This is a genomic window from Mongoliitalea daihaiensis (assembly GCF_021596945.1).
Lineage (GTDB): Bacteria > Bacteroidota > Bacteroidia > Cytophagales > Cyclobacteriaceae > Mongoliitalea > Mongoliitalea daihaiensis.
Genome location: NZ_CP063779.1, coordinates 375300 through 388842, shown reverse-complemented (window position 1 = coordinate 388842; position 13543 = coordinate 375300). Strand labels below are relative to the sequence as shown.

Here is a 13543-nt window from a genome sequence, read left to right as displayed (position 1 = left end):
AACAATTTCTATTTTTGCAAGCCGTTGAGGCACAAACATTAAAATTAAAGCTATGTACTGGACACTAGAACTAGCATCTTACCTAGAAGATGCACCATGGCCTGCAACCAAAGACGAGTTGATTGATTATGCAATCCGTTCAGGTGCTCCGTTGGAGGTGGTAGAAAATCTCCAAGAACTTGAGGATGATGGCGAACCTTATGAGAACATCGAGGAAATCTGGCCTGATTATCCGACAAAAGACGATTTCTTCTTCAATGAAGACGAATATTAATATCAAAGCCTCAGTGATGAGGCTTTTTTATTGACCCTGTCGCAGGTGAAAAAGACACAATGAATTGTCTGTATGCTATTCGATGAATGCGCTTAGATTCCTAGAACCATTTTTAATTTCCCATACCCACTTTTACTAACGGGGATTTTTTCTCCTTTGCTTAATAACACAATGTAGCTGTCTTTCTCGTAGGATTCTAGCTTTAAGATTTCTGATACCTTGATCACATAAGATCGGTGTACCCTAACAAAATCTTTGGCAGACAGGGTCTTTTCGTAATAGCTAAGCGTTTTATTTTTAAGAAATTTGCCATCATTTGTGAAAATATTTACATAATCATCATTGGCTTCTAAGTATCGGATATTTCCGATTGGGATGATTTTTATTTCCCCTTTTTCTTTTAATACGATCCGACTGATTTGTTCATCCTCAGTAGCAGACTCAGAGATCTGATTTTTGAAGCTCTGTAGCTTTTGAATAGCTTGTGAAAACCGAGTTTTTGAAAAAGGTTTGAGAAGGTAATCAACTGCGGCATTATCAAAAGCTTTGACAGCATATTGTTCATAAGCTGTTGTAAAAATTACAGCTGGAGGATTTTCCAGCAGTTCCAACAACTCAAGACCATTGATTTTAGGCATTTCTATATCTAAAAAAAGCACATCGGGTTGAAATGTCTGAATGGCCTTCATGCCATCAAATCCATTATGGGCTACTGCACAGATTTCTATAAATGGATAGTCCAAAAGATACTCTTGGATTAGTGTTGTTGCGAGTGGTTCGTCGTCAATGATAATGGTTTTCAAGTGCATGGTGAGGGATTGTTAGTTCTACGTGAAAAGAGTCTTTGGTTTTGTTGATTTTCAAGAGATCTGTGCGTCCAAACAACAGCTGCAAACGTCTATTGACTGCCTCCAGCCCAAATCCACTTCCTTTGGCCTGCCCAGCTTGTGGATCAAAGGGATTTTGAATGGTAATTTGCAAATTATCATTCTTCAATCCAATTTTTAGCGAGATCATTACTTCACCTGTCACCCCATAAAGCCCATGCTTGATCGCATTTTCCAGCAATGGTTGAATCATTAATTGAGGAATCTTGATATTTCTGGCACCATCATTTATGAGGACTTGCACATCTAACCTGCTTCCAAAACGAACCTTTTCGATGTATAAAAATTTTTGAATTTGTACGAGCTCTTCTTCCATGGGGATCCATTGATTGCCATCTTTTCGGATGGTGCCTCGAAGAAAGTCTGCCAACTCGACAATCATTTCACGTGCTTGATCGGGTTGAAGTTTAACCGAGGCAGCGATGGAGTTGAGGCTGTTGAAAAGGAAATGAGGTTGAAGTTGTTGTCTCAAATGATACATTTCTGCTTCTTTGGCTAATTTCGCTGTATGAGTTTCAGTTTCTTTGATTTTTTGTTGGTCTTCTAACTTGCTCGCGATGAGAAGTAAAATGGTCCAAAATTGAAAGAATATGTAAAGATAGGTTCCTTTTAAAATGCTGCTACCCTGTAAAAAAAGAATGTAATCTACTTGCTTGGGACTCACCCACATGATAAGCCAGTAATATAGTGCTGTAAACCCAGCTGCAAAGATGAGGGGAAGTGCAATTCCTATCCATATTTGACCTTTTTGAGGGGTGTAGTAATTGAAAATGTTTCCTAATATCCAAGCACCTGTAATGGTTTGCGTCCAAAGGAAAAAAGACTCAACTGAGGCAAGGGGAAATGCTAAACCATAAAAATTCAGTAAAGCGGTTATTAGCAGAATCCAACTACTGCTGATCAGTAGGAAACTTATCCAGTAGGCCTTAATTCCTTGACGAAAGAGTTGCATATGCTAGTCATGAAAATACAACAAGCCTAGAAGATTGAGTGGATCTACTAGGCCTGCTGAAGTTACTAAAAGGATTTGATTTCGAGACCTCCAAACACTACAGATCCATAGATTTTCAAAACTTTTGTTTTGTCTACTTTTGTAGGGTTGTAGAATCGTTTGTCTTCCACGCCAGCGGCAAAGACGGTGCCGATTTGGACTTGCACATCCCAATGAGGGGGTACCAGTAATTTTACACCACCAAAAGCTACTTCTAAGTTGATGGACGCTTCTCCGTCAATATCAGCTTGGGTAAAGTCTATTTCTGTCCCTCCAAAGGTTGCCGACACTTTACCACCTTTGAAGTTTTTAGAGAAAACCCTGCGTTGAATACCGGTGAATAATGCTTGTGCATTCAAAACCTCGGCATGATCAAACCCAGTAAAATTTTGTTTTGGTTCTGTTGATTCTGATGCTTCCTGCGTTAGGGTTGCTTCGGTAGGTTCTTTTTTGCTGATACCGTAGTTTTTCATTAAGTCTTCTTGGAGACGTTGATTGTCTCTATTTTTCTTTAATATCAGGTAGAGCCCGAATAAAATCAGTCCGCCTGGGATGATAAATTGTCTGACTTCAAAAGGGAATCCAAAATACTTATTGATCAGCATGATGCCGCCAAATATCACCAAAAAGAAGCCAAAGCCATTTTGGAAGTTATGCCTAGCTAAAATTACAAGCCCTATAGCTACTAAGAGCATGGGCCATGAGATTAGCCAAAAGGGGAAAACGAATCCAATTGCCTTTAGTAAGAGTACCACCCCAACTAAAAGCACAATCAAACCTGCGGTGAGGTCAGAGTTTCCGGAGTTGAATTTTTGAGTTGCCATTGTCGTGTATTTGAATGTTTGATGAATCAAAAGTAGATGATGGCAATCAGATTTCTTTCAATGATTAGGCAATCGCATGGTTTTTCTCGGTAAGTGTTCGGATTTTCTCGGTAAACATCAGTGGGATTTTTTACCGAGTAAAAATTCAGCAAACATTAAATCTTCTTGTGTTGTCAGTTTGATGTTTTCAAGATTGCCAGGGATCAGGCTTACTTGCCATCCCTGATGCTCATACACGGTTGCGTCATCGGTAAATGCCGTGCTTTCTTGGGTTTGAAAGGCTTCTTTAATCTTATCTAATCTGAAAGTTTGTGGGGTTTGTACCAACCTAAACTCTGATCTATTTTGAAAAATTGATGCTCCTAATGGCTCTACTTTTCGGATAGAGTCTTTTAATTCTACTACTGCGATAGCACTCCCTGTCAATGCAGCTGTTTGAAAGCTTTGATGTATTACGGATGCCTCTACAAATGGTCTTACCCCATCGTGGATTGCCACGAGTCCCGCTGTCTCGGAGATAGACTGAAGTCCATTTCTGACTGATTGAAACCGGGTTTGTCCACCTGCTACCAATTGATGAGGAATCGAGAAACTATATTCTTGACATAAACTTCTCCAATAATCAAAGTCTGAGCCTGGTATGACTAATCGAAGAGAAACTTCTGGATCAAACTCATGAAATTTCTCCAGGGTATGCATCAGTACAGGTTTTTTGCCTATGGGCAGGTACTGCTTGGCTATCGGGCTTCCCATACGGGTCCCACTGCCACCCGCGACGATTAATGCATATTTTTTCATGCGTTGATGTTAAGGATTCATTCTGGAATGTTAAAAATAAGCTATGCAAATCAAATGAAGAAATCACCATGAAAAAGACCCACCAATATTGGCGGGTCTTCTTGAATATAGCGTTGATGGTGAAATTTAATTATCCATCAAATTAGAGTATGAGCATAGCATCTCCATAGGAGAAGAATCTATATTTTTCTTTAATCGCCTCTTGATAGGCTTTCATGATCAGATCATATCCGCCAAAGGCTGAAGCAGTCATCAGTAATGTGGACTCTGGCAAATGAAAGTTGGTGATCAAGGTATTAGCAATTTTAAACTCATAAGGAGGGATGATAAATTTATCTGTCCAACCACTACTTTGCTTCAAATGCGAATTGGCTGTAACTGAAGATTCAATGGTTTTTAGTGAAGTTGTACCAACAGCGACTACTCGCTTTTTATTGTCCAGCGCTTCATTGACCAAGTCTACAGTCTTACTTGGGATATCATAATTTTCCGAATCCATTTTGTGCTTGGTCAGATCTTCCACATCTACTTTTCTGAAAGTACCTAAACCAATGTGTAAAGTAATCGGGCAAACTTCTACACCTTTTAGCTCTAAGCGCTTAAGCAAATGAGGGGTAAAGTGCATACCTGCTGTTGGTGCTGCAACGGCCCCAACATGACTAGCAAATATTGTTTGATAACGTTCGCGATCTTCCGCTTCAACTTTCCGCTCAATGTACTCCTTCAATAGAGGTGTCTCCCCTAAGGTATCAATGGTTTTATAAAACTCCTCATCTGTTCCATCAAAAAGGAATCGAATGGTACGACCTCTTGATGTAGTATTATCAATTACCTCTGCTACCAAATCGGAATCCCCAAAGTACAGCTTGTTGCCTACTCGGATTTTTCGGGCAGGATCTACCAATACATCCCAAAGACGGAGATCTTGGTTAAGTTCTCGTAACAAAAACACCTCAATTTTGGCACCTGTTTTTTCTTTGTTGCCATAGAGCCTAGCTGGGAAAACCTTTGTGTCATTGATGACAAATACATCTCCCTCGCCAAAATATTCAATGATATCCTTGAAAACACGGTGCTCAATTTGACCTGTTTTTCTGTTAACTACCATCAACCTGGATTCATCACGGTTGTCAGTTGGATACAAGGAAATTAATTTTTTGGGGACGTCGAATTTAAAGTCTGATAACTTCATATAGAATGAATAGAATTTTCGCTTTTTTTTGAGTTTGAAATACTCTGTAAAAAGTGCAAAGATACAAAATAAAATTCCCGAAATCTATCTATATTGCATTTTTGTTTTAAACCAACTAATTGAAGCCGTGAACTATCTAAAATTAATGTGGGAAAGTATTCGATTTGCTATGCAAGCGCTCAAATCTAATTTGACCCGAACCATTTTGTCCTTATTGGGAGTAACCGTGGGGATTTTTGCAATTATAGCGGTATTCACTTTGGTAGATTCTTTGGAAAAAAACATCAAATCAAGTTTTAGTTTTTTAGGAACCAATGTAGTAACCGTAAACCGATTTCAATTTGTAGGAGGTCCGGATTATCCATGGTGGAAGTATTTTAGAAGACCCTATAACACCTATTCGGAATATCAGTTTTTGCGTGAAAAGTTGAAAAATGCAAGTGGTGTAGCTTTCTCTGCTGGAGCTAATGGTACCGTGCAGGCAGGGAGCAATGCTTACAGAGGGACTAATATCAATGGAGTAACTTTTTCTTACCAAGATGTATATGATATTGCATTGGAATCAGGGAGGTATTTTACAGAACAAGAAGTCAATGCCTCACGAAATGTAGCCTTGATTGGTGTTAAAGTGGCAAATACGTTGTTTCCAAATGTGGATCCTCTTGGTAAGGAATTGAAAATCAAAGGGAATAAATTTGTTGTAGTTGGCCTTTTTGAAGAGGAGGGTGAGGGATTGCTTGAAATTTCCTCCAAAGATGAAGCTGTAATGATTCCATTTGGGAGTTTTACCAAGCTGTATTATGTTGGGCAAAATGGGATAGAACCAGCCATCGCGGTGAAGGGTATAGAATCTGATATTGGAATGGTGGCGCTAGAAAATGAGCTGATTGGGCTTTTACGGGCAAAAAGAGGTTTGAAACCTACTCAGGAGGATAATTTCTCATTGAATAAATCTGAGTTTTTGTTGAATACCATAGGCTCTATTTTTGATGTGATCAGTACTGCAGGTTGGGTCATTGGAGGTTTTTCAATCCTAGTTGGAGGTTTTGGGATTGCCAATATCATGTTTGTTTCTGTAAAAGAGCGGACCAATATCATAGGGATTCAAAAATCTCTTGGTGCTAAAAATTATTTTATCCTATACCAATTCTTGTTTGAGGCAGTATTCCTCAGTATGATTGGGGGAATTGGAGGGATTTTGATCGTCTTTGGGCTATCCTTTATCCAACTCGGAAGTTTAGAACTCATTTTATCCTTCAAAAATATTATTCTAGGTTTAGGTATTTCTTCTGTAATAGGAATTGCTTCGGGCATTGTCCCTGCAACAATGGCAGCAAGATTGGATCCTGTAGAGGCTATAAGAGCAGCTTAAGCTGATGAATGCCATGCACGATATGTCTTTTGATAAATTTGGGACATAAAAAAAGCAGCTGGGAATTAACTCAGCTGCTTTTTTTTCTAGGTAATCTAAATTTTTATTCCTCCAATGCGGGCTTTGGACTTCCTCCGATTATTAATCCTGATTTTTCTTTGATTTTTCTTTCCAACTCTTCCATCAATTCCGGATTGTCCAATAAAAGATTTTTTACAGCATCTCTTCCCTGTCCTAGCTTGTTTCCTTCATAAGAGAACCAAGACCCAGCCTTTTTAACAATTTCAAACTCCACTCCCAAGTCGATGATTTCTCCTACTTTAGAAATACCAAGTCCATACATGATGTCAAACTCTACAACTTTGAATGGAGGTGCGACTTTATTTTTAACTACTTTTACTTTCGTTCTATTACCTAAAATATTGTCCGCACCTTCTTTGATTTGACCGATCCTACGGATATCTAATCGCACAGATGCATAGAATTTCAATGCATTTCCACCAGTTGTTGTCTCAGGACTTCCAAACATGACCCCGATTTTATCACGCAGCTGATTGATGAAAATGCAGGCACAGCCAGTCTTGTGAATGGCACCAGTCAATTTTCTTAGCGCTTGGGACATCAATCGGGCCTGTAAACCCATTTTGCTGTCTCCCATATCTCCTTCCAATTCCCCCTTCGGTACCAAAGCTGCCACCGAGTCAATCACAATAATGTCAATTGCACCAGAACGAATGAGGTGTTCTGCAATCTCCAAGGCCTGTTCACCATTGTCCGGTTGAGAAATTAGCAAGTTTTCAGTGTCAATCCCGAGTTTTTCGGCGTATGATTTATCAAAAGCGTGTTCTGCATCAATGAAAGCTGCCAAACCGCCTGCCTTCTGTGCTTCGGCAATGCAGTGCATTGTCAATGTTGTTTTTCCAGATGATTCAGGTCCGTATATTTCAATCACACGGCCCCTAGGGATACCACCTACTCCCAAAGCCATATCCAAGCCCAAGGATCCGGTAGAAATAACAGGTACATCCTGAACGGTATTGTCACTCAATTTCATCACCGTACCTTTTCCATACGTTTTTTCCAGCTTGTCAATGGTCAGCTGAAGTGCTTTTAGTTTTTCTGTATTGATGCTCATAGGTATGTTAACAATTCAATGATTTGGTTGATTCAAAATAAAGATTGATACTTGAACCCTCAACGATAATCTGAGAGTTTACGTAATTGTTTCGTGGATCTTTAAATTATCTGCTAATATTGGAATAAGATTTGAAATGAACTTAGCCTAGCTATGGTTTTAATGAAAAATAGTCGACTAATGTCAGTAATTGTCACGCTTTGTTTCTTGTGCTTGAGTTTTTCAAGCATGGGACAGAAAAATACTGCCTTTTTGCCAGGAGAGGAATTGACATTTAAAGTAAGCTATAGCTTTTTGAATGCTGCAGAAGCAAAAATGGTGGTAGCACCATCAATTTCTACTGTTAATAATAGGCCGACTTACAAAATGGATGTGTTTGGCTCTACTTTGGGTGTGTTCAAGCTGTTTAAAGTCAATGACAATTGGGGGAGTTACATTGATACTGCTAAAATGATTCCTCATCGTTCGTACAGACATATTGAAGAAGGGAGTTATCGCAAGCACGAACAGGTATATTTCGATCATCTCCAGAAAAATGCGCATGTGAAGCTTTTTGATCGAGAAAATAAGGAAGTAGTGAGTACAAAAGACTATGCTGTTCCTACCAATGTACAGGACATTGTGAGTGGATTTTATTATTTGAGAACAATGGATTTGAGTAAACTCAAAAAAGGAGAGACAATTTTATTGACAGGATTTTTTGATAAGGAGATCTATAATTTGAAAATGGTATTTCAAGGAAAAGAAAAGGTAGATACGCCCATTGGTACTTTTAATACATTCAAACTATCCCCTATCATTCCTAAAAACAAGCTTTTTAGAGGAGAGCAGCCGGTGACAGTGTGGGTTTCAGATGATCAAAATAAAATACCGTTAAAAATCAAAGCTAAATTAATGGTTGGTTCATTGGATATGGAGTTGATGGAGGTAAAGGGTTTGCGTAATAATTAGGCTACCATTTCTTAACATTTTGGTAACATCTACATATTTAATAAAAATTTTATGTTGTGTTTTTGACCTAAGTAGGTTAATTCTATTTTTATCACAAGTCTTTTTTTACCTTAGCAATATATTAGCGAGACATCAAACGCTATTTCTACATGAGCGATAAACCAAAAGTAAAAGTTCTCGTCGTCGATGATGAGCCGGATATTGTCGATTTATTGACATATAATCTCAAAAAAGAAGGCTATGAAGTAGAGTCTGCAGAGGATGGGATGAAGGCCGTCAAGCTGGCGAATAAGTTTGTTCCAGACGTGATCCTATTGGACATCATGATGCCTCAACAGGATGGTGTCGAAACTTGTAGGCAGATGCGGGAGATTCCCGAATTAAAAAATACATTTATCATCTTTTTAACTGCTCGTTCTGAAGAATACTCCGAGGTAGCTGCCTTTGATGTGGGTGCAGATGATTATATCACCAAGCCTATCAAGCCGCGTGCCCTCATGAGTAGGATTGCCGCTTTATTCCGTAGAGAATCCAAAAAAGAGCAGGAATTTACCCAAATCAAAATCAAGGATTTGATCATTGACCGCACGAGTTACACCATCGATCAGCGGGGCACGACCATCACACTTCCAAAGAAAGAATTCGAATTGTTGTATTTTTTAGCCAAAAACCCTAATATAGTGTTTAGTAGAGATGATCTGTTGCAGAATATCTGGGGAGCAGATGTGTTTGTTTTGGCTCGTACCGTGGATGTGCACATTAGAAAAGTTCGTGAGAAGATTGGCGAAGATTATATCACTACTGTTAAAGGAGTAGGTTATAAATTCGAATTGAATTAAGTATATGTTTACAACATCCCGTGGGATATCCTTCGTTTTGGGATTAGCGATTTCAGCCCTGACCGTTGCGTTTATTTCATTACTAGATACTGCCACCCCTACCTTGCTACTGGTAGCGGGTGGTATTTCTTTTTCAGTATCTTATATCTTAATGAATGTCACGTTGGAGTTTTTGATATTTAAAGAAATTAGCAATATCTATTCAGTTTTGGAAAAGATCCAGAAAAAGGATTACTCCATTGCACAAGACAAATTTGATGGTCTTTCTATTTCTCCATTAAAGCGCATCAACAAAACTATCAACTCCTACGCACAAGCGAAAAATCAGGAGATAGAAACGCTCAAAAAAAATGCAGAGTTTAGGAAAGATTTTATTGCAGATATTTCTCACGAACTGAAAACTCCAATTTTTGCGGCATTAGGATACATTCATACCCTCCTAGATGGAGCGGTGGAAGATAAGTCGGTACGATTGAAATTTTTGAAACGAGCGGCTAAGAGTTTAAATGCACTGGATAAACTCGTTCACGACTTGTTGACGCTCAATCAAATGGAGAGTGGGGTTGTGAAATTTAATTTAGAAACCTTCGACTTAAAAGAGTTGCTACATGAGGTCATCGAAGAGTTGGAGCAAAAAGCAGATAAGCGGGATATGTTGATCCGTTTCTTTTACGACAAAGAAAAGCAGTATCATACCAAGGCGGATAAGGACAAAATATTTCGGGTGTGTCAAAATCTGATTTCCAATGCGATCAAATATAACCACGACGGAGGAGAGGTTGAAGTCAATCTAAAGGCTCATAAAAACCATATCTCTGTGGAGGTGAAAGATAATGGAAAGGGAATTCCTCCTGAAGATATCAAACGGATTTTTGAGCGTTTTTATCGAGTGGAAAAAAGTAGAAACCGAGAAGCTGGAGGGACTGGCTTAGGTTTGGCGATTGTCAAGCATATCCTAGAAGGCCATAAGAGCAAGATTTCCGTTAGTAGTACAGTGGGGAAAGGATCCTTATTTAGCTTTGAATTACCGTTGGAGAGATTAGACTTGCCTGCTGCAAGCAGGAGCGAGAGATTAGATGCGAGAGATTAGATATTAGAAACAAGAAACAAGACTCGGATGACTGTACCATCTACTAAGTACCAAGAACCAAGTATGGTCCACTAATCACCGCTAACTATTAACTACTCACTGTTCACTATTCACTACATCCCCCTATGACCAACCATTCCTTTCAACCCAGTCTTCGAACCGTGCAGGTGATGCGGTACGTGATGCCTTTGAGGGAGGGGGGATCGCTACCTGCCTTGGCAGATGCTGATGATGGTTTTAGCTATGTGCTCAAATTCAAAGGTGCCGGTCAACGTGAAAAAGCGCTGATTGCTGAATTGCTGGGAGGTGAGATAGCCAGAGTCTTGGGTTTAAAGGTGCCTGAGTTGGTGTTTGCCAATCTGGATGAAGCTTTTGGGAGATCTGAGGGAGATGAGGAAATACAGGATTTGCTGAAAGGTAGTCAAGGGTTGAATTTGGCTCTTCATTTTTTGTCCAAGGCGCTGACTTATGACCCTGGGGCTACTGCAATAGATTCAGTTTTGGCTTCTAAAATTGTATGGTTAGACGCATTTATTACCAATGTGGACCGCAGCTTCCGTAATACCAATATGCTTTGGTGGAATAGAGAATTGTGGCTGATCGATCATGGAGCCTCTTTTCTTTTTCATCATTCTTGGGACAATTGGGAAAAGCAGGCTTTGAGTGCATTTCCTATGATCAAAGATCATGTATTGCTGCCTAAAGCTTCGCATCTTTCAGAAGTCGACCAAGAAATAAAGGGCTTGATTACAGAAGAGAAGATAGATCAATTGGTATCCCTCATACCGGATGAATGGATTCTGGCATCTAGGGATGTAGAATCAGCCGAAGAGGGGAAGGCGGTTTACGCTGGGTTTTTGAAAACCCGTCTGAAAAATTCTGAAAACTTTATCCAAGGAGCCGAAGATGCAAGGAAAGCACTTATATGAATATGCTATCCTCCGCATAGTACCTAGGGTAGAGCGTGAGGAGTTTGTCAATGTGGGCGTCTTGATCTGCTGTAAGCGAAAGGACTTTCTAGCCTGTAAGGTTAATCCGGACTTAACTAAAGTGCTTGCCTTGGATTCTGCGGCTGATTTAGAAGTTTTAAAAGGGTATTTGGAGTCTTTGGCTGGCATATGCAAAGGAACAAATACGAGCAGTCCCATTGCCCAGCACGATGCACCGGCCCGTTTCCGATGGTTGACTGCAAACAGAAGCTCCATGATCCAAACCTCCCGCCCTCATGGAGGATTTACGGAGGATTTGGAACAGACGTTGGAAGAGTTGTATATGGGTTTTGTGGAATGAGTAGGAGAAGCGGGTTTAGAAGCGAGAGATTAGATGCGAGAAGCGAGAGATTAGACTTAAGAAACAAGAATCAAGAATCAAGAGCCAAGAAGCAAGAATCAAGAAACAAGAGCTAACATATAAATTACTGATAATGAGAAACTTTTTCAAAGTTCACCAGATGTTGAGAGCATCATACCTCTTTTAATGCTCCATAACTTCTGAATGGTTTTCCTACCATTGTGACATTAGTAGTTGAATGAGGTTTTTTTGAAACCATTAAGGTATTAAGGGGATTAAGTCTTTTTCGAGGTTTCTTTTAAAGCTCCTTAATTTGTTAATGGTTTCGCTACCATTGTGACATTAGTAGTTGAATGAGGTTTTTTATAACCATTAAGGTATTAAGGGGATTAAGTCTTTTTCGAGGTTTCTTTTAAAGCTCCTTAATTTCTTAATGGTTTTCCTACCATTGGGAAATTAGTAGTTAAATGAGGAATTTTTGAAACCATTAAGGTATTAAGGGAATTAAGCCTTTTTCGAGGTTTCTTTTAAAGCTCCTTAATTTGTTAATGGTTTCGCTACCATTGTGACATTAGTAGTTGAATGAGGTTTTTTATAACCATTAAGGTATTAAGGGAATTAAGCCTTTTTCAAGTTTTCTCTTAATGCTCCTCAATTTCTTAATGGTTTTCCTACCATTGTGACATTAGTAGTTGAATGAGATTTTTTATAACCATTAAGGTATTAAGTGAATTAAGCCTTTTTCAAGTTTTCTCTTAATGCTCCTCAATTTCTTAATGGTTTTCCTACCATTGTGACATTAGTAGTTGAATGAGATTTTTTATAACCATTAAGGTATTAAGTGAATTAAGCCTTTTTCAAGTTTTCTCTTAATGCTCCTCAATTTCTTAATGGTTTTCCTACCATTGTGACATTAGTAGTTAAATGAGGAATTTTTGAAACCATTCGGTCTTCGGTCAATGACCTGTCAACCTATTTCATGAGGGGACAACGAAACCGTTGACTGTCGACCGACGACTGTGGACTTCCCACTACGAATCACTCAATGAACCAATCACTAATTTTTCACTTACCATATTTCTTCAACTCAATTTATTTCCCTACATTTGCGCCCTTATTGGGAAAGGACTGCATGAAAAAAATTGATTTTAAGGACTTGATTCTGTTTGAAAACGAGGATTACCTTGTCATCAATAAGCCTCCCTATTTATCGACATTGGAAGATCGGCATGAAGCCCAGAATATTCTGGAACTTGCCAGAGGTTACACCCCAGATGCCCAGGTGTGTCACCGACTGGATAAGGAGACTTCGGGATGCCTTGTGATCGCCAAACACCAGGATGCTTATCGGAACATCGCTATCCAGTTTGAGGACCGAAAAGTCAATAAAATTTACCATGCAGTAGTGGATGGGATTCATGAGTTCAGCAATGAATTGGTGGACCGCAATATTCACGCAACCAATAAAGGCATCGCCAAGATAACCAAAGAAGGCAAGCCTGCACAGACGGTTTTCAATACCCTCAAGACTTACTTTGCTCATTCTTTGATCGAATGTAAGCCTATCACCGGAAGATTGCATCAGATCAGGGTTCATTTGGCCCATCTGAAAGCTCCGATTTGTGGGGATGATACCTATGGAGGGAAGCCACTTTATTTGTCTGCCTTAAAACGGCGATTTAACCTTAAAAAAGGCACGGATGAACTGCCCATTATGCAGCGGGTTTCCCTGCATGCCTATGCCATCGGGTTTAAAGGATTGAAGGAAGAGCCAATTTCAATAGAAGCTCCTTATCCTAAAGACTTTGACGTGGTGGTCAAACAGCTGGAGAAAAACAGCTAACGTAAAGAAAATGTGGGCAATAATGTTGTTTCTTTTGCATGTAAAAGAAATTACTTC

At 39.3% G+C, this 13543-nt stretch carries 14 protein-coding genes; 8 read left to right on the top strand and 6 right to left on the bottom strand.

Going from position 1 to position 13543, the window contains the following annotated elements:
* Positions 1–52 precede the first annotated feature (52 nt).
* Positions 53–274 (top strand): DUF2795 domain-containing protein, encoded by a 222-nt coding sequence (locus tag IPZ59_RS01380; RefSeq protein ID WP_008625540.1) that lies wholly within the window; start codon positions 53–55, stop codon positions 272–274.
* 92 nt (positions 275–366) lie between these two features.
* Here the strand turns inward: IPZ59_RS01380 and IPZ59_RS01375 are convergent, their stop codons facing one another.
* The 5 genes from IPZ59_RS01375 to queA all read right to left on the bottom strand — a co-directional run bounded on the left by IPZ59_RS01375 (position 367) and on the right by queA (position 4966).
* Positions 367–1083, bottom strand: a complete 717-nt coding sequence (locus tag IPZ59_RS01375) for a LytR/AlgR family response regulator transcription factor (RefSeq protein WP_236138098.1) — start codon at positions 1081–1083, stop codon at positions 367–369.
* Positions 1058–2113 (bottom strand): sensor histidine kinase, encoded by a 1056-nt coding sequence (locus IPZ59_RS01370; RefSeq protein ID WP_236138097.1) that lies wholly within the window; start codon positions 2111–2113, stop codon positions 1058–1060. Before IPZ59_RS01370 ends, IPZ59_RS01375 begins: the two co-directional genes overlap by 26 nt.
* 65 nt (positions 2114–2178) lie before the next feature.
* Entirely contained in the window at positions 2179–2976 is a 798-nt protein-coding gene (locus IPZ59_RS01365; protein WP_236138096.1) for a LiaF transmembrane domain-containing protein, read from the bottom strand.
* 117 nt (positions 2977–3093) lie between these two features.
* A complete protein-coding gene (locus IPZ59_RS01360) occupies positions 3094–3774 on the bottom strand; it encodes a 2-C-methyl-D-erythritol 4-phosphate cytidylyltransferase (RefSeq protein WP_236138095.1) in 681 nt (226 codons plus the stop codon).
* 142 nt (positions 3775–3916) lie between these two features.
* Entirely contained in the window at positions 3917–4966 is a 1050-nt protein-coding gene (gene queA / locus IPZ59_RS01355) for a tRNA preQ1(34) S-adenosylmethionine ribosyltransferase-isomerase QueA (protein WP_236138094.1), read from the bottom strand.
* A gap of 127 nt (positions 4967–5093) precedes the next feature.
* Between queA and IPZ59_RS01350 the strand changes: the two genes are divergently transcribed.
* Positions 5094–6338, top strand: a complete 1245-nt coding sequence (locus IPZ59_RS01350; RefSeq protein ID WP_236138093.1) for an ABC transporter permease — start codon at positions 5094–5096, stop codon at positions 6336–6338.
* 103 nt (positions 6339–6441) lie between these two features.
* Here the strand turns inward: IPZ59_RS01350 and recA are convergent, their stop codons facing one another.
* Entirely contained in the window at positions 6442–7473 is a 1032-nt protein-coding gene (gene recA / locus IPZ59_RS01345) for a recombinase RecA (RefSeq protein WP_236138092.1), read from the bottom strand.
* A gap of 162 nt (positions 7474–7635) precedes the next feature.
* Between recA and IPZ59_RS01340 the strand changes: the two genes are divergently transcribed.
* The 6 genes from IPZ59_RS01340 to IPZ59_RS01315 all read left to right on the top strand — a co-directional run bounded on the left by IPZ59_RS01340 (position 7636) and on the right by IPZ59_RS01315 (position 13486).
* Positions 7636–8424 carry a DUF3108 domain-containing protein gene (locus IPZ59_RS01340; protein WP_394800722.1) on the top strand — a complete coding sequence of 263 codons (789 nt, stop codon included), beginning with the start codon at positions 7636–7638 and terminating at the stop codon, positions 8422–8424.
* A 149-nt stretch (positions 8425–8573) separates the two neighbouring features.
* Positions 8574–9263: a response regulator transcription factor gene (locus tag IPZ59_RS01335; RefSeq protein WP_236138090.1), complete on the top strand. Its 690-nt coding sequence runs from the start codon at positions 8574–8576 to the stop codon at positions 9261–9263.
* Positions 9264–9267: 4 nt separating this feature from the next.
* A complete protein-coding gene (locus IPZ59_RS01330; protein ID WP_236138089.1) occupies positions 9268–10353 on the top strand; it encodes a sensor histidine kinase in 1086 nt (361 codons plus the stop codon).
* A gap of 125 nt (positions 10354–10478) precedes the next feature.
* Positions 10479–11282 carry a HipA family kinase gene (locus tag IPZ59_RS01325; RefSeq protein ID WP_236138088.1) on the top strand — a complete coding sequence of 268 codons (804 nt, stop codon included), beginning with the start codon at positions 10479–10481 and terminating at the stop codon, positions 11280–11282.
* Complete coding sequence (locus tag IPZ59_RS01320; protein WP_236138087.1) at positions 11260–11643, top strand: DUF3037 domain-containing protein; 384 nt, start codon at positions 11260–11262, stop codon at positions 11641–11643. The genes IPZ59_RS01325 and IPZ59_RS01320 overlap by 23 nt, the downstream gene beginning before the upstream one ends.
* A 1132-nt stretch (positions 11644–12775) precedes the next feature.
* Positions 12776–13486: an RluA family pseudouridine synthase gene (locus IPZ59_RS01315; protein WP_236138086.1), complete on the top strand. Its 711-nt coding sequence runs from the start codon at positions 12776–12778 to the stop codon at positions 13484–13486.
* Positions 13487–13543 lie beyond the last annotated feature (57 nt).

Excerpts from the sequence above, each read along its gene's own strand:
- IPZ59_RS01380 (WP_008625540.1), top strand. The coding sequence starts at position 53 with ATGTACTGGACACTAGAACTAGCATCTTACCTAGAAGATGCACCATGG.
- IPZ59_RS01375 (WP_236138098.1), bottom strand. The coding sequence starts at position 1,083 with ATGCACTTGAAAACCATTATCATTGACGACGAACCACTCGCAACAACA.
- IPZ59_RS01370 (WP_236138097.1), bottom strand. The coding sequence starts at position 2,113 with ATGCAACTCTTTCGTCAAGGAATTAAGGCCTACTGGATAAGTTTCCTA.
- IPZ59_RS01365 (WP_236138096.1), bottom strand. The coding sequence starts at position 2,976 with ATGGCAACTCAAAAATTCAACTCCGGAAACTCTGACCTCACCGCAGGT.
- IPZ59_RS01360 (WP_236138095.1), bottom strand. The coding sequence starts at position 3,774 with ATGAAAAAATATGCATTAATCGTCGCGGGTGGCAGTGGGACCCGTATG.
- queA (WP_236138094.1), bottom strand. The coding sequence starts at position 4,966 with ATGAAGTTATCAGACTTTAAATTCGACGTCCCCAAAAAATTAATTTCC.
- recA (WP_236138092.1), bottom strand. The coding sequence starts at position 7,473 with ATGAGCATCAATACAGAAAAACTAAAAGCACTTCAGCTGACCATTGAC.
- IPZ59_RS01340 (WP_394800722.1), top strand. The coding sequence starts at position 7,636 with ATGAAAAATAGTCGACTAATGTCAGTAATTGTCACGCTTTGTTTCTTG.
- IPZ59_RS01335 (WP_236138090.1), top strand. The coding sequence starts at position 8,574 with ATGAGCGATAAACCAAAAGTAAAAGTTCTCGTCGTCGATGATGAGCCG.
- IPZ59_RS01330 (WP_236138089.1), top strand. The coding sequence starts at position 9,268 with ATGTTTACAACATCCCGTGGGATATCCTTCGTTTTGGGATTAGCGATT.
- IPZ59_RS01325 (WP_236138088.1), top strand. The coding sequence starts at position 10,479 with ATGACCAACCATTCCTTTCAACCCAGTCTTCGAACCGTGCAGGTGATG.
- IPZ59_RS01320 (WP_236138087.1), top strand. The coding sequence starts at position 11,260 with ATGCAAGGAAAGCACTTATATGAATATGCTATCCTCCGCATAGTACCT.
- IPZ59_RS01315 (WP_236138086.1), top strand. The coding sequence starts at position 12,776 with ATGAAAAAAATTGATTTTAAGGACTTGATTCTGTTTGAAAACGAGGAT.